Origin of the sequence: Streptomyces sp. NRRL B-3229, assembly GCF_000719505.1 — a bacterium.
Lineage (GTDB): Bacteria > Actinomycetota > Actinomycetes > Streptomycetales > Streptomycetaceae > Streptomyces > Streptomyces griseorubiginosus.
In genome coordinates this window covers 242,908-261,988 of the sequence record NZ_JOGP01000009.1, presented here as the reverse complement: position 1 = coordinate 261,988, position 19,081 = coordinate 242,908, and the positions used below count along the sequence as shown (strand labels likewise).

Genomic DNA, 19,081 nt, shown 5'->3' with positions numbered 1-19,081 from the left:
GGCAGGCGGGCAGGCGGGCGGGCAGGCGGCCGGTACGGCTCCGCGCACACTCCGGCCCGACCTGTGGCCACACCTCCCAGTGAGTCATCCTCACCAGCGAGCGTGCGCCCCCAGCCGCACCCGCCCCGCCAACTCCTCAGCGGCCCTCCGCCTATACCCCCGCAGCCCTCAGCGCCCTCCGCCTATACCCCCGCAGCCCTCAGCGGCCCCCGCCTACACCCCCGCAGCCCTCCGCCGCCCCACCACAACCCACACCCCGAGAAACCCCAACACCAAGGTCCCCGCCCCGATCCCCCCAAAGGCGGCCACCTTCATGCCGACGCTCCCGTGCCCGCTCCCGCTCACACCGTCGCCGCCTTCGCCCGGGTCGCCCGCAGCCGCACCATCCCCCGACGAGGACCCGGGCCCCGCCTGGAAAAGCCCCGCCGGCTCGGACTCCCCCGCATAGCCCGGCCCGCCCTCCGGCTCCCCCTTCACCCGTACTCGCAGCGTCAGCCCGAGCGGCCCGTCGCCGAACTCCTCGCCCACCCGTGCGGCGAGATGCACCACGAGGTAGTAGGCCCCGGCGAACCGCATCCCGCTCACCCGCCCCGAGACGGCGTACCGGTTGTCGTATCCCACCGGCGGCACGGCGGGGAGCGCGCCGGACCTCTGGCTGCCGCTGTAGCTGATGCTGGTGTCGTCGACGAGGCCGCGCACGGGGTTGTAGAGCGCGAGGTTCACAGCCCCCGGCACCAGGCCCTTCCCGCTCACCCCGCCGGCACCCGCCTCCGCGCTGCTGATCTCAGCGGTGGCGTACACCTGCTGGCCCCAGCCGACCGGCACCTCGTAGAAGAGCGTCTGTCCGGGCCGTACGTCGTCCCGCCAGACCCCTTGCTCCAGCGCGGTGGCCGAGCCGAACCCCCCGCCGCCCCGCACCGGCACGGCACCGCCTCCGGGAGGCGAGGGCGTGGCGGAGTCCCAGGACTCGGGCGCCTCGGTGGTCGAACCGGTCTGCCGCAGCCGCGGTTCCAGTACCGGTGCCAGTTCCAGGTCCCAGTCGCCCGGCACGGACTCGGTGCGCAGGACCCGCTCGACGGCGACGTAGTACGTCCCGGCGCCCCGGCACAGCGACCGTTTCGACGGGAGCGTCCGCGCGCCCCATGCGGTGAGGGGGCGTGGGCTGCGGCCTGCGCCGATGGTGGCGGTGTCCGGCGCGGAGCAGAAACGGCCGTCGGCGTCCTGCACGGTCACCCTGACGCCTTCCGTAGCGGTGACCGGGGCGTCCGCCGGGGGTATGGCGGTGGCGGCGACGTACACGCTGGACGTGCTGTCGAGGTCGAGTCGGTAGTAGACCTTGCCCTCGCTCGGGAGCGAACTCCGGTACGTCGTGCCGGGTTCGAGGAGTTCGGCGTCCCCGGTGCTCACGGTGCCCGTGACCGACGGGGCGCCCGCGGCGAAGACGTACGAGGGGGCCGTAGCGGAGGAGGGAGAAGAAGCAGAGGGGGAGGGGGACGCAGCGAGGGCCGGAGCCCCGGGCACCCCGGCCACGGCACCCAGCACCGCTCCCACCACGGCCACCCGCCACCACGCCGTACGCCGCCCCATGCCGCGCCACCCCTCCGTACCCGCGCCCGAGCTCCCACGACCGGCCCAGCACCCGCCCGTACGCCCTGCCGAGCGAGCCAAGCACCGATCTACGTACCGATCCGCGCACCGACCGTGGCCCATCCTGCCCCGCAGCGCAGCCGCCCACCCCCGCAATCCGTACGGCCGTCCGAAACCCCCCCTGCAACCGGCCCCGGCGCCCCGCATGAAGACCGCGCATCCGGCGGCGGCCGACCGACTCCGGACAACACAAAACCCCGACCGCAACACGGCCGGGGTCTGCTCAGAATCGAATCTCGGTACTCACGAACCCGTGGGCACGGAGTCAGTCGCCTCCGTCCACAGATCCTGCTCGGCGCGATCCGCCTGGATCTGGCGGTACACGAGGAGCCCGCCGATGGCGGCCAGTGCGACCAGGAGAAGCTTCTTCACCGCGCGACCTCGTCTTTCGTTGACGTAGGGGACCTCTGGCGCCCGACTATACACACCGACCGATACCGATCGGTGACCTGCGTCGGGGCCTCAACTGCCGCCCGGGCGAGCCCAGTACAAGCGGAGCAGGCACCTCCGATCAGAGGGTGATCACATCTCCACGCAGGGTCACTTCAGCCCTCTTAATGCCGATTCTCCCCTTTTTCGACCTGCTTGCACCCATCCGTGTGGTGTTCATCTGAAGATCGACGCGCCACAGGCTCCGGTCCGTGCTTTCGCGGCGCCCATACACATCATGAGGAAAGTACGCAAATCGCCTCAGCCCGAAAGTGAGGGACCATGGCCCAGAACAAGGTCATGAACCTGTGGACCGCCGTCATCACCGCCTTCCTCGCGCTGTTCACGGCGCTCGGACTCATCACGACGACCGCCGCCGCGGCCGTACCGCAGACCCAGCCGGCCCGCAACAGCGCCGGGGTGGCGCACCCGGAGCCCCTGGCGGCGGCCCACGGGAACGGACTCTGGCCGTACGTCAAGGCCCTGCCACCCACGATGAAGCAGCGCATCCGCGCCGAGGCCCACGGCAAGACCCCCAGCTGCCGCCACCGCTCCCCCGCGGACACGGAGACGTCGGCAGACACGGAGACGGCCGCGGACGCGCAGACGATCGCACAGGCGGCCAGGGCCGCCGAACCGGCTTCGGTCGGCTGTGCCTGACACCACACGCCGACCCCGCAGTACCGACGTACCGCAAGTACCGATGTACCGGAGTGCACCCCCAAACGCCGAAGACCCCCAACCGGATCCGGCTGAAGGTCTTCGAGTCTGGTGGGGCTAACAGGATTTGAACCTGTGGCCTCATCCTTATCAGGGATGCGCTCTAACCAACTGAGCTATAGCCCCGCCGCGCTTTGCGGGGTGTGTCCCGCGCGCTGACTCCTGAAGATTAGCGCACGACGTGGGCAGTCCCAAAATCGGTTCCTTCAGGACCGCCCCCACAGGTTTGAAGCCAGGTAGGAAGACGGGTCACTCGTCCTCGGCCAGCGTCAGCTCGACGCCGCCGACGAAGCCCGCGGAGAGGTTGTAGATGAACGCGCCGAGGGTCGCGAGAGCCGTCGCGAGGACGACGTCGATGACCGCGATGATCGACGTGAACATCAGGACGTTCGGCAGGGAGAGAAATGCCTGGAGGTCGAATCCGTTCGACTCGTTCGAGCCGGTCGCCTCGGAGATCGTCCCGCCGACCGTCGAGAAGACGCCCATCGCGTCCATGACCATCCACAGCACGGCGGCTGCGACGATCGTGCAGATGCCGAGTGCGATGGAGAGCAGGAAGCTGACTTTCATGACGGACCACGGGTCGGCCTTGGCCACCCGCAGACGTGCTTTGCGTGTACGGGGCACGGTGCGCGCCCCGGTCCGCGGGCGCCGTACGGCACCGGCCGGGGCGGCCTGTGTCGGGTAGGCCTGCGGCGGGTGATACGGGCCGGACTGCTGCTGCGGCTGCCGTTCCCCCGGCAGCGGAGAAGGCGAAGCCTGAGCCGCGGGCTGCGGCTGGGGCGGTGCGGCGGGCGCCGTCGGCCGGGCCGGCGGCTGGGTGTCCGTCACAGGTCCCCCCTGGGATCCATGAGTCTCGGGCGAGCGCGGCGGAGTCGCGGGCGGCTTGATCGCCTTGAGCTGAGTCGTGTGCGTGTCCACGGTGTGCGGTTCTGTCGGATGCGGGGCCGTGCCGCGCGGGTCTGTTCCGCGCGCCTCCGGGCCCCGGGCGTCCGCCGCACGCGCGGCGGAGCCACGGCCGCCGCCGTCGGCCTCCGTGCCGGGGGTGGACCCCGTAGAGGTTCCGGTCGATCCGGCGCCCGTGGCTCCGCTCACGATGACTCTCTCCTCGTGCTACTCGGCCGAGGGCGACTCACCCTCGTCCGTGCCGATGGTCTCGGCGGCACCCTCGGCGGTCTCGTCGTCGGCCACATCGCCGTCGACCTCCTCCGCCTCGCGTCCCGCCTCGGCGTTACGAGCGATGCCGACGACGGCATCGCGCTTGCCCAGGTTGATCAGTTGGACGCCCATGGTGTCACGGCCCGTCTCCCTGACTCCGCTGACTCGCGTACGAATCACACCGCCGGACAGCGTGATGGCGAGGATCTCGTCGGTCTCCTCGACCACCAGCGCTCCGACGAGCGATCCGCGGTCCTCCACGATCTTGGCAGCCTTGATGCCGAGGCCGCCGCGACCCTGGACGCGGTACTCGTCGACAGGGGTGCGCTTCGCGTACCCGCCGTCCGTAGCAGTGAACACGAACGTACCGGGTCGAACAACATTCATCGAGAGCAGCTCGTCGCCCTCACGGAAGCTCATACCCTTCACACCCGAGGTCGCACGGCCCATGGGACGCAGGGTGTCGTCCGAGGCGGTGAACCTGATCGATTGGGCTTTCTTGCTGATCAGAAGCAGATCGCTGTCGGCCGAGACCAGTTCGGCGCCGATCAGTTCGTCGTCCGAACCGTCCTCGCGCTCCCGCAGGTTGATGGCGATGACGCCACCGGAACGCGGAGAGTCGTAATCCTTCAGTGACGTCTTCTTGACCAGACCCGCCTTGGTGGCGAGCACCAGGTAGGGCGCCGCGTCGTAGTCGCGGATCGCGAGGATCTCGGCGATCGCCTCGTCCGGCTGGAAGGCCAGCAGGTTGGCGACGTGCTGTCCGCGCGCGTCCCGGCCGGCGTCCGGCAGCTCGTACGCCTTCGCCCGGTAGACGCGGCCCTTGTTGGTGAAGAACAGCAGCCAGTGGTGGGTGGTGGACACGAAGAAGTGGTCGACGATGTCGTCTTCCTTGAGCTTCGTGCCGCGCACGCCCTTGCCGCCGCGCTTCTGGGCGCGGTAGTCGACGGTCTTGGTGCGCTTGACGTAACCGCCGCGCGTGACCGTGACGACGATGTCCTCCTCGGCGATGAGGTCCTCGATGGACATGTCGCCGTCGTAGGGCACCAGCATGGTCTTGCGGTCGTCGCCGTACTTCTCGACGATCGCGGCGAGTTCGGCGCTCACGATGCCGCGCTGGCGGACCGGCGAGGCCAGGATCTCGTTGTACTCGGTGATCTTCGCCTGGAGTTCGTCGTGCTCCTGGATGATCTTCTGGCGCTCCAGGGCGGCGAGGCGGCGCAGCTGCATCTCGAGGATGGCGTTGGCCTGGATCTCGTCGATCCGGAGGAGGTCCATCAGGCCCGTACGCGCGATGTCGACCGTGTCGCTGGCCCGGATCAGCGCGATGACCTCGTCGATGGCGTCCAGGGCCTTCAGGAGGCCGCGCAGGATGTGCGCCCGCTCCTCGGCCTTGCGCAACCTGAAGCGCGTACGGCGGACGATGACCTCGATCTGGTGCGCCACCCAGTGCCGGATGAACGCGTCCAGGGAGAGGGTCCTCGGCACGCCGTCGACGAGCGCCAGCATGTTGGCGCCGAAGTTCGACTGGAGGTCCGTGTGCTTGTAGAGGTTGTTGAGGACGACCTTGGCGACCGCGTCGCGCTTGAGCACGATCACGAGCCGCTGGCCCGTGCGCGACGACGTCTCGTCGCGGACGTCCGCGATGCCGCCGACCTTGCCGTCCTTCACCAGGTCGGCGATCTTCTGCGCGAGGTTGTCGGGGTTGGTCTGGTACGGCAGTTCCGTGACCACCAGGCACTGGCGGTTCTGGATCTCCTCGACCTCGACGACCGCGCGCATGGTGATCGAGCCGCGGCCGGTGCGGTACGCCTCCTCGATGCCCTTGCGGCCGACCACCAGGGCGCCGGTCGGGAAGTCGGGGCCCTTGATGCGCTCCATGAGAGCGTCAAGGAGCTCCTCGTGGGAGGCCTCGGGGTTCTCCAGGTACCACTGGGCGCCGGCCGCGACCTCGCGCAGGTTGTGCGGCGGGATGTTGGTGGCCATGCCGACCGCGATACCGGCCGAGCCGTTGATCAGCAGGTTCGGGAAGCGGGCCGGCAGGACGGTCGGCTCCTGGGAGCGGCCGTCGTAGTTGTCCGTGAAGTCGACGGTCTCCTCGTCGATGTCCCGGACCATCTCCATGGACAGCGGCGCCATCTTGCACTCGGTGTACCGCATGGCGGCCGCGGGGTCGTTGCCCGGGGAGCCGAAGTTGCCGTTGGAGTCCACCAGTGGCATCCGCATCGACCACGGCTGGGCGAGGCGCACCAGGGCGTCGTAGATCGAGGAGTCGCCGTGCGGGTGGTAGTTGCCCATGACGTCGCCGACCACACGCGCGCACTTGTAGAAGCCGCGCTCGGGGCGGTAGCCGCCGTCGTACATGGCGTACAGCACGCGGCGGTGGACGGGCTTGAGTCCGTCCCGGACGTCGGGCAGCGCGCGGGACACGATGACGGACATCGCGTAGTCGAGATACGAGCGCTGCATCTCCGTCTCGAGCCCGACGGGCTCGACACGCTGGGCGATGACGCCGCCCTCTTCAGAGGTGACAGGAGTGTTCTCGTCGGCCATTGCGGGTGAAGATCCTTCCTGGTGCGGTCAGCTGAGACCGACTCAGATGTCGAGGAAGCGGACGTCCTTGGCGTTGCGCTGGATGAACTGCCGACGCGCCTCGACGTCCTCGCCCATCAGGACGGAGAACAGGTCGTCCGCCTGGGCGGCGTCATCGAGGGTGACCTGGCCGAGGACGCGGTGCTCCTGGTCCATGGTCGTCACGCGCAGCTCCTCGGCGTTCATCTCGCCGAGGCCCTTGAAGCGCTGGATGGAGTCCTCGCGGACCCGCTTGCCACGCTGGCGGCCCATCTCGATCAGTGCGTCGCGCTCACGGTCGGAGTACGCGTACTCGACGTCGTCCCGGCCCCACTTGATCTTGTAGAGCGGGGGGCGGGACAGGTACACGTGCCCGGCCTCGACCAGCGGCCGCATGAAGCGGAACAGGAAGGTCAGCAGCAGGGTGGAGATGTGCTGGCCGTCGACGTCGGCGTCCGCCATCAGGATGATCTTGTGATAGCGCAGCTTCTCGATGTCGAAGTCCTCGTGGACCCCGGTGCCGAAGGCCGAGATCAGCGCCTGGATCTCCTGGTTCTGGAGGATCTTGTCGATCCGCGCCTTCTCGACGTTCAGGATCTTGCCGCGGATCGGGAGGATCGCCTGGTACTCCGGGTTGCGGCCGGACTTGGCGGAGCCGCCGGCGGAGTCACCCTCGACGATGAAGATCTCGCACTTGGTGGGGTCGTTCGACTGGCAGTCGGAGAGCTTGCCCGGCAGGGACGCGGTCTCCAGCAGACCCTTGCGGCGGGTCAGGTCACGCGCCTTGCGGGCCGCCACGCGCGCGGTGGCCGCCTGGATCGACTTGCGGATGATGTCCGCGGCCTCGACGGGGTTGCGGTCCAGCCAGTCGGTGAGGTGCTCGTAGACGACCTTCTGGACGAAGGTCTTCACCTCGGTGTTGCCCAGCTTGGTCTTGGTCTGGCCCTCGAACTGCGGCTCGCCCAGCTTCACCGAGATGATCGCGGTCAGACCCTCGCGGATGTCGTCACCCGTGAGGTTGTCGTCCTTGTCGCGCAGCAGCTTCTTGTCGCGCGCGTACTTGTTGATCAGCGAGGTGAGCGCCGCGCGGAAGCCCTCCTCGTGGGTGCCGCCCTCGTGCGTGTGGATGATGTTGGCGAAGGAGTAGACGCCCTCGCTGTAACTGCTGTTCCACTGCATGGCGAGCTCGACGGACAGGTTCTTGTCCTTGTCCTCGGCCTCGAGGTCCACGATGGTCGGGTGCACCACGTCTCCCTTGCGGGAGTTGAGGTACTTCACGAAGTCGACGATGCCGCCCTCGTAGTGGTAGTCGACCGACTTGACCTCGGCGCTCTCGTCCGCGCCCGCCTCGTCCGCGCCGGACGTCGCCTTGGCCGACTCGCGCTCGTCAGTGAGTTTGATCCTCAAACCCTTGTTGAGGAACGCCATCTCCTGGAAGCGCCGCGAGAGCGTCTCGAAGGAGTAGTCGGTGGTCTCGAAGATGTCCGGGTCCGCCCAGAAGGTCACCGAGGTGCCGTGCTCGTCCGTGGCCTCGTGCTGGGCCAGCGGGGCCGTCGGCACACCCAGCTTGTAGTCCTGCGTCCAGCGGTATCCGTCGGTCTTGATCTCGACGGCCACCTTGGTCGACAGGGCGTTCACCACGGACACGCCCACGCCGTGCAGACCGCCGGAGACCGCGTAGCCGCCGCCGCCGAACTTGCCGCCCGCGTGCAGCACGGTGAGCACGACCTCGACGGCCGGCTTGCCCTCGGACGGAACGATGCCGACCGGGATGCCGCGGCCGTTGTCGACGACCCGGACGCCGCCGTCGGGGAGGATCGTCACGTCGATGGTGTCCGCGTGACCCGCCAGCGCCTCGTCGACGGAGTTGTCGACGACCTCCTGCACCAGGTGGTGCAGGCCGCGCTCGCCGGTCGAGCCGATGTACATACCGGGTCGCTTGCGGACCGCGTCCAGACCCTCGAGGACGGTGATGGCACTGGCGTCGTACGAGGCGGTTACCTCGCCGTTCGACGAACTCGCCTCGGCGTCGGTGGACGGAATGTTCTCGTTGGGGTTGCCGGAATCGGCCACGAAGCGCCCTTTCTGGCACAGCACGAGCCGGGCTCGTCGGCGGGTTGCCGGAGCGGCTGCGGCATGTTGCGTTGGTAAGCCTTGATCAGCGTTGCTCAGCGTTTCCCGGGCGGTCCCCACGTGCGGGGCGGGATTGGCTTCCAGTCTACCGGTAGCGCCGACAGTGATGGGGGTTTGCCGGTACCTGAGTCCTCATGTGCCGCCCTCAACCGGCGTCTTCCAGGTCCCCATATACGGAGCGGGGCTCCAAGAGGCTCACAGCGGCACTCAGCGCTTTCGGCCGTCAACCCTTTGCTACTTGGGAGTCAGGTCGTCGTTCGCATCCGCGTGCGGTGCCACGACGACACCGATCACGCAGACACCACGTGACGTAAGTCACCTGTAGGGATCGCCGGGCCGGCTGCTGCCCGGGGCCCGCAGAGGGCCGTAACTGCGCGCCGGACCACCGGGACCGAGCACCTTGATCAGCCGCACCGTGCCGTGCCCCAGATCCTCGTTGAGCCGCGCGACCAGGCTCGGCGCGAGCCGCCGCACCTCGGTCGCCCACACCGGCGAATCGCACTGCACGACCAGGACCCGCTCGTCCTCGTCGTACCGCTGGGGCGTGCAGTGGTAGGCGAGCTTCTCCCCGACGAGCTGCGGCCACCGCCCCATCACACCGCCCACCGCGGCGGGCGCCTCCCAGCCCCGCTCGGTGATCAACCGGTTGATGGCAGCACCGAACGCCATGGGATCGCGGCCGTCGGCGTGCGCGCCGGAGCGCAGCCCGCCCCCCCGCCGCGCCTGCCGCTTCTGCTGCGCCGCGTCCCCTCGCGCGCGTGCCTGCTCCTTCGCGGCCCGCAGCGCCACGCGCGCGAGGTCGACGCCGGAGGGCTCGGCGGGCTTGGGGCGCTCGGCGTTCGTGCTGTTCCCGACGCTTCCGGTGCTTCCGGCGCCCTCGGCACTGCCGGAGTGCCCGGCTTCACCGGCGTTCCCGGGGAGAGGCCGTTCGTCGCTCATACGCGCTCCACCGACCCCTCCGACACGGCGTACCGCGTCCCCGCCAGCACGTGCGGCACGTCGTCGTCGACCGCCGCCGTCACCAGCACCTGCTCACCCGGCGCGACCAGCTCGGCCAGCCGCTCCCGGCGCCGGGCGTCCAGTTCGGCGAACACGTCGTCGAGGATCAGCACCGGCTCGTTCCCCTCCGCGCGGAGCAGGTCGTACGACGCGAGACGCAGCGCCAGCGCGTACGACCAGGACTCGCCGTGAGAGGCGTATCCCTTGGCGGGCAGCTGACCGAGTTTGAGATTCACATCGTCCCGATGGGGGCCCACCAGCGTCACGCCCCGCTCGATCTCCTGCTTGCGCACCTCCGCCAGGGCGGCCATCAGCTGCTCGTAGAGATCCTCACGCGTGTGTGCCTCACCCGGCGCGGACGGCTTGTACTCCAGGGCGACCGGGCCGCCGCCGGGAGCCAGCTGCTCGTACGCCTTGTCGGCCAGCGGTTGCAGCGCGGCGATCAGGTCGAGGCGCCGGTCGAGCAGCTCGGCGCCCGCTCGCGCGAGGTGCTGGTCCCATACGTCGAGAGTGGACAGGTCCATCGAACGCCCCCCGTGCCGCCGCGCGAGGGCCGCCGACTTCAGCAGGGTGTTGCGCTGCTTGAGGACGCGCTCGTAGTCGGAGCGCACCCCGGCCATGCGCGGGGAGCGTGCGGTGATCAGCTCGTCGAGGAAGCGGCGCCGCTCACCGGGGTCACCCTTGACGAGCGCGAGGTCCTCCGGCGCGAACAGCACGGTCCGTACGATCCCCAGCACGTCACGCGGCCTGACCTGCGACGATCTGTTGATCCGGGCCCGGTTCGCCTTGCCCGGGTTCAGCTCCAGCTCGACCAGCTGCTGCCGATCACCCTGTCTGACCTGCGCCCGGACGATCGCGCGCTCGGCCCCCATACGGACCAGAGGCGCGTCGGAGGCGACCCGGTGGCTGCCGAGAGTGGCGAGATAGCCGATCGCCTCCACCAGGTTCGTCTTGCCCTGCCCATTGGGGCCCACGAACGCGGTGACGCCCGGGTCGAGCGGAACCTCGACCCGGGCGTACGAGCGGAAGTCGGCCAGCGACAGATGCGTGACGTGCATGGTCGGGCGCCGACCTCCCCCAGCTTGTGGACTATCAACAGCCCTCTTGTGGACCGTGCCTCTTGTGGACTGTGCGAACAGCCCTGTGGATTACTTCGTCTCGACCGCGTGGCCGCCGAACTGGTTGCGCAGCGCCGCGATCATCTTCATCTGCGGCGAGTCGTCCTGGCGGGACGCGAACCGCGCGAACAGGGACGCGGTGATCGCCGGCAGCGGCACCGCGTGGTCGATGGCGGCCTCCACGGTCCACCGGCCCTCGCCGGAGTCCTGTGCGAAACCGCGCAGCTTGTCCAGGTGCTCGTCCTCGTCGAGGGCGTTGACCGCGAGGTCGAGGAGCCAGGAACGGATGACCGTGCCCTCCTGCCAGGAGCGGAACACCTCCCGGACGTCGGTCACGGAGTCCACCTTCTCCAGGAGCTCCCAGCCCTCGGCGTAGGCCTGCATCATCGCGTACTCGATGCCGTTGTGGACCATCTTCGCGAAGTGGCCCGCGCCGACCTTGCCGGCGTGCACCGCACCCGCGTCGCCCTTGGGCTTGAGGGCGTCGAAGACCGGCTGCACCTTGGCGACGTTCTCCGCGTCGCCGCCGTACATCAGCGCATAGCCGTTCTCCAGGCCCCACACACCGCCGGAGACACCGCAGTCGACGAAACCTATGCCCTTGGCCGCCAGCTCCTCGGCGTGCTTCTCGTCGTCCGTCCAGCGGGAGTTCCCGCCGTCCACCACGACGTCACCGGGCTGGAGGAGCTCGGCCAGCTCGTCGATGGTCGCCTGCGTCGGCGCCCCGGCCGGGACCATCACCCACACGACCCGCGGGCCCTGCAACGCGTCCACAAGCTCCTTCAGGCTGTGGACGTCCGCGAGGTCCGGGTTGCGGTCGTATCCGATCACGGTGTGGCCTGCGCGGCGGATCCGCTCGCGCATGTTGCCGCCCATCTTGCCGAGGCCGACGAGACCGAGCTCCATCAGTGGTTCCTTAGGTAGCTGTGACGTGTGGGGCACTTTGGTACCCACGTACGAGCCTAAACCCGGACGCTCACGCACACCTGTGGGCATACGCGCTCAAACGTATGCCCTCACCTGGGGCTTTCCGACGACGGCTGCTCAGCCGCTCAGCCGCACCGGCATGATCAGGTACTTGTAGGCCTCGTCCGCCTCAGCGTCCAGGGCCGGCTTGCCGCTCAGCAGTGCCGGCTTGGTGGACGTCGTGAAGGACAGCTGGGCCACCGGGGAGTCGATGGCGCTCAGCCCGTCCAGCAGGAAGGTCGGGTTGAAGGCGATCGAGATGTCGTCGCCCTCCAGCTGGGCGTCCACCCTTTCCACAGCCTGTGCGTCGTCGCTGGAACCGGCCTCCAGGATCAGCACGCCCTGCTCGAAGCTCAGCCGCACCGGGGTGTTGCGCTCGGCGACCAGGGCCACACGCTTGACGGCCTCCACGAAGGGGGCGGTCTCGATCACCGCGACGGAGTTGAACTCCGTCGGGAACAGCGTGCGGTACTTCGGCAGGTCGCCCTCGAGCAGACGGGTCGTCGTACGGCGGCCCGCGCCCTCGAAACCGATCAGGCCCTCGCCGGCACCGGAGCCGGAGAGCGCCAGGATGACGCTGTCGCCGCTCGTGAGCGCCTTGGCGGTGTCCAGGAGCGTCTTGGCGGGCACCAGGGCCACCGCGGACGCCTCGGGGTTCTCCGGCTTCCACAGGAACTCACGGACCGCGAAGCGGTAGCGGTCTGTGGACGCGAGGGTGACGGTGTCGCCCTCGATCTCGATGCGCACACCGGTCAGCACCGGCAGCGTGTCGTCGCGGCCAGCAGCGATGGCCACCTGCGAGGCAGCGGAGGCGAAGACCTCACCGGGCACGGTGCCCGTCGCGCTCGGCATCTGCGGCAGCGACGGGTACTCCTCCACAGGCAGGGTGTGGAGTGTGAACCGCGAGGAGCCGCAGACCACGGTCGCCCGTACACCGTCTGTGGAAATCTCCACCGGACGGTTGGGCAGGGCGCGGCAGATGTCGGCGAGCAGGCGGCCGGAGACCAGAACCGTGCCCTCCTCCTCGACCTCGGCCTCCACCGAGACCCGCGCGGAGACCTCGTAGTCGAAGCTGGACAGGCTCAGCTGGCCTTCCTCGGCCTTCAGGAGAAGGCCGGCGAGGACCGGCGCCGGCGGACGGGCCGGGAGGCTGCGCGCCGCCCAGGCCACTGCCTCCGCGAGTACGTCGCGTTCCACCCGGATCTTCACTGTTGCCGCCTCCTGCTGTTGCCGGCGCTGCTCTGCCTGCCTGGCTTCGTCGTCTGTCTCGGTGTCGTCGGCCCCGGTGACGGGAAGGACACCGGGAACAGTCTGACGCACCCCACTGACAGTAGGTGCCTCTCGGGGTCAAGTCGTGACGAGGGGCAGCCGGGCACCGGAGAGCGAGTTGTGCACAGGGCCTCCTTCGAAACGGATTCCCAGCTCTCTCTAGTTGTCAGTAGTAGTAGGGGCTGTGGATACCGTGGATAACCCCGTTTTCCCAGCTCAGAGGGGAAATTTTGTCCACGGACCCTGTGGGCGACACCGGTGGACAACTGGGCGTCTCTGTGGAGAACAGAAAGTTCTGCACACTCCGTGCACAGCCTGAGGCGACTTCTCCCCAACGCCGTCCCCAGCTTTACCCACGTTTCCCACAGCCCAACCCGGCACCTTCGTGTGACGCCTTTCACTCGCCCCGGTGATCAGGCGCGTCGCGTTGCCGAACAGTGGACAGGCATGTGGAGAAGCCGGCGATCTCTGGGGACAACCGGCCTCCGCCTGTGGGTTGCCGGTGGACAACTTGATGCACAGCCTGTGGATCTTCTGACTGTCCACAGTCTGTGGAGATCGTTCGTCCACGAATCCACAAGGGGGTGACCTGGGGTGATGGTCTTTCAGGAGGGCCCCTGTGGACGCCGATCTGGACAACTTCGCGGTCCCCAGGATGTGGAGGGAAAAAAGTCACCGGATCTGTGGAGTAAGGCCGTAACCCGGCAGGGAATCGAACACCGGGCTACGGCGTCGTGACCTGTGGAACGGCGAGGATGCCTGCCGGGGAACCACGGAGGGGGTGTGCGGGGGAACGACGAAGGCGCCCCGGGAACCTCGTCCCCAGGGCGCCCTCAGCTGTCGGAGCCGCCGTGACTCCGCTGCTGTCAGCCGTTCTTGATGCGGTTCGTCAGCTCGGTGACCTGGTTGTAGATGGAGCGCCGCTCGGCCATCAGATTGCGGATCTTGCGGTCCGCGTGCATGACGGTCGTGTGGTCGCGGCCGCCGAAGAGTGCGCCGATCTTGGGCAGCGAGAGGTCGGTGAGCTCGCGGCAGAGGTACATGGCGATCTGGCGGGCCGTGACGAGCGCGCGGCCGCGCGAGGTGCCGCACAGGTCCTCGACAGTCAGGCCGAAGTAGTCGGCCGTGGCGCTCATGATCGCCGTGGAGGTGATCTCCGGGGCCGAGTCCTCGCCGCCGGGGATCAGGTCCTTGAGGACGATCTCCGTCAGGCCCAGGTCGACCGGCTGCCGGTTGAGCGAGGCGAACGCCGTCACGCGGATCAGCGCGCCCTCCAGCTCGCGGATGTTGCGCGAGATGCGGGAGGCGATGAACTCCAGGACCTCCGGCGGGGCGTTGAGCTGCTCCTGGACCGCCTTCTTGCGCAGGATCGCGATCCGGGTCTCCAGCTCGGGCGGCTGGACGTCGGTGATCAAGCCCCACTCGAAACGGTTCCGCAGCCGGTCCTCCAGGGTGACCAGCTGCTTGGGCGGCCGGTCGCTGGAGAGCACGATCTGCTTGTTGGCGTTGTGGAGGGTGTTGAAGGTGTGGAAGAACTCCTCCTGCGTCGACTCCTTGTCCGCGAGGAACTGGATGTCGTCGACGAGCAGGATGTCCATCTCGCGGTAGCGCTTGCGGAAGCTGTCGCCCTTGCCGTCGCGGATGGAGTTGATGAACTCGTTGGTGAACTCCTCCGAGCTCACGTACCGCACGCGTGTGCCGGGGTAGAGGCTGCGCGCGTAGTGCCCGATGGCGTGCAGCAGGTGCGTCTTTCCGAGGCCCGACTCGCCGTAGATGAAGAGGGGGTTGTAGGCCTTGGCCGGCGCTTCGGCGACGGCGACGGCGGCCGCGTGCGCGAAGCGGTTGGAGGCGCCGATGACGAAGGTGTCGAAGAGGTACTTCGGGTTCAGCCGCGCGGTGGGTTCGCCGGGTCCGGTCGCCGGTGCGGGCTGTGCGGCCAGCGGGCCGGGGGCGCCGGTGGTGGGCAGGTTGGAGCCGACCGGGCCGCCGCGGTGCACGTGCCCGCTGGCCGACGGGGGCTCGGGCAGGTCCCGGCGGGCGTCCCGCTGGTCGTAGTCGGAGCGGGGCTTGTCGTAGTCCGGCCGCTGGTCGTAGTCGGGGCGCGGGTTGTCGTAGGAGGGGCGCTCCATGGACTGGGGGCGGTAGTCCTGGGAGGGGGAGCCGTAGGGGTCCTGTGCGTACGGCTCTTGCTTGTACGGCTCCTGGGGGTACGACTCCTGCTGGTACGGCTCCTGCGACGGAGTTGCGTACGGGTCGCGCTCCGGGAAGCCGAGCCGTGGCTGCTGCCAGCTGTACTCGTCCTGCGCGGGCCGCGGCCAGGCGCCGGGCTCGGGGCGCTGGTACTCGGAGGGGTACGCGGGCCGGGCGGTCGGGAGCTGGTCCGGACGGGGATTGTGGTCACCCTGGGGGCCGGGGCGCTGCTCGGGGCGGCCCGAGGGGGAGTCGTCGGCGCGTTTACGGTCGTCGCGTTGGCGGTCGTCGGCGCGGTGGCGGCCGTAGCTCTCGTACGGGTTGTCGTACTGCTTGTCGTACTGCTTGTCGTACTGGTTGTCGTAGGGCCCGTCGTACTGGCCGGAGGGGAGCTCGGGCTCCTCGTAGCGGGGCTGGGAGCGGGGGGCCGGGGGTGCGGGCGGCGAGGGGGGCTCGCCGGCGGAGTCGTCGACAGTGATGGCGATACGGATCGGGCGGCCGCATTCGCGGCTCAGCGTCTCGCTGACGGCCGGGGCGAGCCGGCCCTCCAGTACGCCTTTCGCAAATTCGTTCGGTACGGCGAGCAGGGCGGTGTCGGCGACCAGCGCGAGGGGCTGGCAGCGGCGGATCCAGTGCTCGTCCTTCGCCTCCACACCCTGGACGCGGCCCTCACCGAGGAGTTGCTCGAGTACACGTGGCCACACTGCGGCAAGATCGGCAGGTACGTCAGCCACAGGGCACGCTCTCTCACGGGTCCCACGAACGTGTGGTTGTGGGACGAGTCGGGATTCAAATGGGGTGGAGCCGAAACACAGGGGTCAAGGGAACGAATCGGAGTTCAGCCACGGTAGTCAGGGCGACGGGTGCGGTTCAAGTTGTTGTCCCCAGCCTGTGGACAGTGTCTCCCTGTGGCCTCTGGTTTGACCGGATGGCGTAGCCCCGCGTACCGTAACCAGGTCGAGTTGTCGATGGCTGCTGCCGCCTGCCTCCGATGGGCACAGATCACGTCAGGTGATCGGGAAGCGGTGCACACGGGCGTAACTGCGAGCTACTCGTGGGCGCACGGTGACAGCCAGGACGGCACCCGCCACCACCGATTGATTTCTGGAGCCCCCGAGTGAGCAAGCGCACCTTCCAGCCGAACAACCGTCGTCGCGCCAAGACCCACGGCTTCCGTCTGCGGATGCGTACCCGTGCCGGCCGCGCGATTCTGGCGAACCGCCGCAGCAAGGGTCGCGCCAGCCTGTCCGCCTGATCCCGGTCAGGTCATGCCGTCGTGCTGCCCACCGAGAACCGGCTGAGGCGGCGCGAGGACTTCGCGACCGCGGTACGACGAGGGCGCCGGGCCGGACGCCCGTCCCTCGTCGTCCATCTTCGTAGCGGTGCCACGAACCCGCACGCGCCTGGGGAGAGCGCTCCCCCGACGCGTGCGGGTTTCGTCGTGAGCAAGGCCGTGGGTGGTGCCGTGGTGCGCAACAAGGTGAAGCGCAGGCTTCGCCATCTGATGCGCGACAGGGTGGACCTGTTTCCCCCCGGTAGCCTGGTAGTCGTACGAGCGCTGCCCGAGGCGGTCGACGCCGATCATGAACAACTGGCCCGAGACCTGGATGCCGCTGTTCAGCGGCTGCTGGGAGGGGGCGCGCGATGAAGTACCCGCTGCTGGCGCTGATCAAGCTGTACCAGTGGACCATCAGTCCGCTGCTGGGGCCGGTCTGCAAGTACTACCCGTCGTGTTCCCACTACGGCTTCCAGGCCATCGACCGCCACGGTGCGATCAAGGGAACGGCACTCACCGCCTGGCGCATCCTGCGGTGCAATCCGTGGTCGCTGGGTGGTGTGGACCATGTCCCGCCGCGCAAGCGTCCGCGGTGGCACGAAATGCTGCGTAACGCCTGGCGTGCACGCAGGGGCGGGCCCTCCGCCGCCGACTCGGCCACCGAGGGACATACTCCTTCGAGCCCGGCCGCAGAGACTCCGTCCCATGCCCAAGGAGCATGATTAGTGGACACGATTGCCAGTCTTTTCAGCTTCATCACGACACCCGTCTCCTGGGTCATCGTCCAGTTCCACACGGTGTACGGCAAGATCTTCGGCCCTGACACCGGGTGGGCCTGGGGCCTGTCGATCGTGTCCCTCGTGATCCTCATCCGTATCTGCCTGATCCCGCTCTTCGTGAAGCAGATCAAGTCGACGCGGGCCATGCAGACGCTCCAGCCCGAGATGAAGAAGATCCAGGAGCGCTACAAGAACGACAAGCAGCGTCAGTCCGAAGAGATGATGAAGCTGTACAAGGAGACGGGCACCAACCCGCTCTCCTCGTGCCTTCCCATCCTGGCGCAGTCGCCGTTCTTCTTCGCCCTGTACCACGTGCTCAACGGCATCGCGACGGGCGACACCATCGGTGTCATCAACGAGTCGCTGCTGGCCAGCGCCCGAAAGGCGCACATCTTCGGGGCTCCGCTCGCCGCGAAGTTCAAGGACGGTTCGGCCACCGTCCAGGCGCTGGGCGCCACGGTCACCGATGTCCGGGTCGTCACCGCGATCATGATCATCATGATGTCGGCGTCGCAGTTCTACACCCAGCGCCAGCTGATGACGAAGAACGTCGACACCACGGTCAAGACGCCGTTCATGCAGCAGCAGAAGATGCTGATGTACGTCTTCCCGGTCATGTTCGCCGTCTTCGGCATCAACTTCCCGGTCGGTGTCCTCGTCTACTGGCTGACCACCAACGTGTGGACCATGGGCCAGCAGATGTACGTCATCCACAACAACCCGACCCCGGGTTCCAAGGCCCAGGCCGCCTACCTGGAGCGCCTCACCAAGCACGTCATGAACCACGGCAAGGCCCGCAAGCGCAGTGAGCGCACCATCATCAAGGCCATCGTCGCCAAGGGCCGGGACCGCAACGAGTTCGAGCGCAAGTTCATCAACGGTCTGAACAAGGCCGGTCTGGCGGCTCAGGCCGACGGCACTGTGATCCAGAGCGAGTCCCAGGCCGCGGTCCAGACCGAGGACGGTTCGCCGGCGAGCGGGGCCACGCCCAAGCGTCAGCAGCCCAAGCGGCAGAGCAAGTCCCAGCGCCAGTCGGGCGGCCCCAAGGCCGCCGGTGAGACCGAGGCGTCGGAGCCGACCTCGCTCAGCAAGTCCGACGAGCCCGAGGCCGCCAAGCCCGCGGCCAAGAACCAGCCCGGCAGCGCCAACCGCAGCAAGGCCCAGTCAGGACAGCGCAAGGGCCCGCAGCGGCCCAAGTCCCCGTCCAAGAAGTAACGAAGGAGTCCATCCCGTGACGGAAGGCACCACCTCCGCCGCTGCCGAGGGTGCAGACACCCTGACTCGCCTGGAGCAGGAGGGCGAGATCGCGGCGGACTACCTCGAGGGTCTGCTCGACATCGCCGATCTCGACGGCGACATCGACATGGACGTCGAGGCCGATCGCGCCGCTGTCTCGATCATCAGCGACGCGGGCGGCCGCGATCTGCAGAAGCTGGTCGGTCGTGACGGCGAGGTGCTGGAAGCCCTTCAGGAGCTCACCCGCTTGGCCGTGCACCGGGAGACCGGGGATCGCAGTCGTCTCATGCTGGACATCGCCGGTTACCGGGCCAAGAAGCGTGCCGAGCTCTCCGAGCTGGGTTCCAAGGCGGCGGCCGAGGTCAAGAGCACCGGCGAGTCCGTGAAGCTCCAGCCGATGACGCCGTTCGAGCGCAAGGTCGTGCACGACGCGGTCAAGGCCGCCGGCCTGCGCAGCGAGTCGGAGGGCGAGGAGCCGCAGCGCTTCGTCGTCGTGCTTCCCGCCTGATCGGTTCCTAGGTTTCTCCGGCCCCGTCTGTAGAGCAGGCGGGGCCGGACTTTGTCAGCCTGATAGTTCTGGTGGTCGGCGC

16 protein-coding genes and 1 tRNA gene are annotated in these 19,081 nt (G+C 68.5%); 6 read left to right on the top strand and 11 right to left on the bottom strand.

Annotated features, from left to right (window positions below):
- Window positions 1–213: 213 nt before the first annotated feature.
- Together IF54_RS0117555 and IF54_RS41215 are read right to left on the bottom strand one after the other, a co-directional pair.
- Window positions 214–1,587 (bottom strand): hypothetical protein, encoded by a 1,374-nt coding sequence (locus IF54_RS0117555; RefSeq protein ID WP_030319577.1) that lies wholly within the window; start codon window positions 1,585–1,587, stop codon window positions 214–216.
- Window positions 1,588–1,890: 303 nt separating this feature from the next.
- Complete coding sequence (locus tag IF54_RS41215; RefSeq protein WP_003999697.1) at window positions 1,891–2,019, bottom strand: DLW-39 family protein; 129 nt, start codon at window positions 2,017–2,019, stop codon at window positions 1,891–1,893.
- A gap of 339 nt (window positions 2,020–2,358) precedes the next feature.
- Here IF54_RS41215 and IF54_RS39645 point away from each other — a divergent pair, with 339 nt between their 5' ends.
- Entirely contained in the window at window positions 2,359–2,736 is a 378-nt protein-coding gene (locus tag IF54_RS39645; protein WP_051735461.1) for a DUF6344 domain-containing protein, read from the top strand.
- Between the two features lie 109 nt (window positions 2,737–2,845).
- Here IF54_RS39645 and IF54_RS0117540 read toward each other — a convergent pair.
- From IF54_RS0117540 to dnaA, 9 genes are all read right to left on the bottom strand, one after another.
- Window positions 2,846–2,922 (bottom strand) — tRNA-Ile (locus IF54_RS0117540).
- A 123-nt stretch (window positions 2,923–3,045) separates the two neighbouring features.
- Complete coding sequence (locus IF54_RS41210) at window positions 3,046–3,891, bottom strand: DUF3566 domain-containing protein (RefSeq protein ID WP_078852010.1); 846 nt, start codon at window positions 3,889–3,891, stop codon at window positions 3,046–3,048.
- Window positions 3,892–3,909: 18 nt separating this feature from the next.
- Window positions 3,910–6,507, bottom strand: coding sequence for a DNA gyrase subunit A (gene gyrA, locus IF54_RS0117530; RefSeq protein WP_030319573.1), 2,598 nt, complete (start codon window positions 6,505–6,507; stop codon window positions 3,910–3,912).
- Window positions 6,508–6,549: 42 nt separating this feature from the next.
- Complete coding sequence (gene gyrB, locus IF54_RS0117525) at window positions 6,550–8,622, bottom strand: DNA topoisomerase (ATP-hydrolyzing) subunit B (protein ID WP_030319570.1); 2,073 nt, start codon at window positions 8,620–8,622, stop codon at window positions 6,550–6,552.
- A 351-nt stretch (window positions 8,623–8,973) separates the two neighbouring features.
- Window positions 8,974–9,597, bottom strand: coding sequence for a DUF721 domain-containing protein (locus tag IF54_RS0117520; protein WP_030319568.1), 624 nt, complete (start codon window positions 9,595–9,597; stop codon window positions 8,974–8,976).
- Window positions 9,594–10,715: a DNA replication/repair protein RecF gene (recF, locus tag IF54_RS0117515; protein ID WP_030319566.1), complete on the bottom strand. Its 1,122-nt coding sequence runs from the start codon at window positions 10,713–10,715 to the stop codon at window positions 9,594–9,596. Before recF ends, IF54_RS0117520 begins: the two co-directional genes overlap by 4 nt.
- Before the next feature lie 90 nt (window positions 10,716–10,805).
- Window positions 10,806–11,681, bottom strand: a complete 876-nt coding sequence (gene gnd / locus IF54_RS0117510; RefSeq protein ID WP_020134161.1) for a phosphogluconate dehydrogenase (NAD(+)-dependent, decarboxylating) — start codon at window positions 11,679–11,681, stop codon at window positions 10,806–10,808.
- A 138-nt stretch (window positions 11,682–11,819) separates the two neighbouring features.
- Window positions 11,820–12,950, bottom strand: a complete 1,131-nt coding sequence (gene dnaN / locus IF54_RS0117505) for a DNA polymerase III subunit beta (protein ID WP_030319564.1) — start codon at window positions 12,948–12,950, stop codon at window positions 11,820–11,822.
- Between the two features lie 926 nt (window positions 12,951–13,876).
- Window positions 13,877–15,934, bottom strand: a complete 2,058-nt coding sequence (dnaA, locus tag IF54_RS0117500; protein ID WP_078852008.1) for a chromosomal replication initiator protein DnaA — start codon at window positions 15,932–15,934, stop codon at window positions 13,877–13,879.
- A 383-nt stretch (window positions 15,935–16,317) separates the two neighbouring features.
- On the opposite strand from dnaA, the gene rpmH reads away from it, so the two are divergent.
- From rpmH to IF54_RS0117475, 5 genes are read left to right on the top strand one after another with little or no spacing between them, the layout of a single operon-like run.
- Window positions 16,318–16,455, top strand: coding sequence for a 50S ribosomal protein L34 (rpmH, locus tag IF54_RS0117495; protein WP_005482975.1), 138 nt, complete (start codon window positions 16,318–16,320; stop codon window positions 16,453–16,455).
- Between the two features lie 21 nt (window positions 16,456–16,476).
- Window positions 16,477–16,848, top strand: a complete 372-nt coding sequence (rnpA, locus tag IF54_RS41195; RefSeq protein WP_078852007.1) for a ribonuclease P protein component — start codon at window positions 16,477–16,479, stop codon at window positions 16,846–16,848.
- Window positions 16,845–17,198: a membrane protein insertion efficiency factor YidD gene (gene yidD, locus IF54_RS0117485; protein WP_030319557.1), complete on the top strand. Its 354-nt coding sequence runs from the start codon at window positions 16,845–16,847 to the stop codon at window positions 17,196–17,198. The genes rnpA and yidD overlap by 4 nt, the downstream gene beginning before the upstream one ends.
- A gap of 3 nt (window positions 17,199–17,201) precedes the next feature.
- Complete coding sequence (gene yidC / locus IF54_RS0117480) at window positions 17,202–18,470, top strand: membrane protein insertase YidC (protein WP_030319556.1); 1,269 nt, start codon at window positions 17,202–17,204, stop codon at window positions 18,468–18,470.
- Between the two features lie 16 nt (window positions 18,471–18,486).
- A complete protein-coding gene (locus tag IF54_RS0117475) occupies window positions 18,487–18,999 on the top strand; it encodes a protein jag (RefSeq protein ID WP_030319552.1) in 513 nt (170 codons plus the stop codon).
- Window positions 19,000–19,081: the final 82 nt, after the last annotated feature.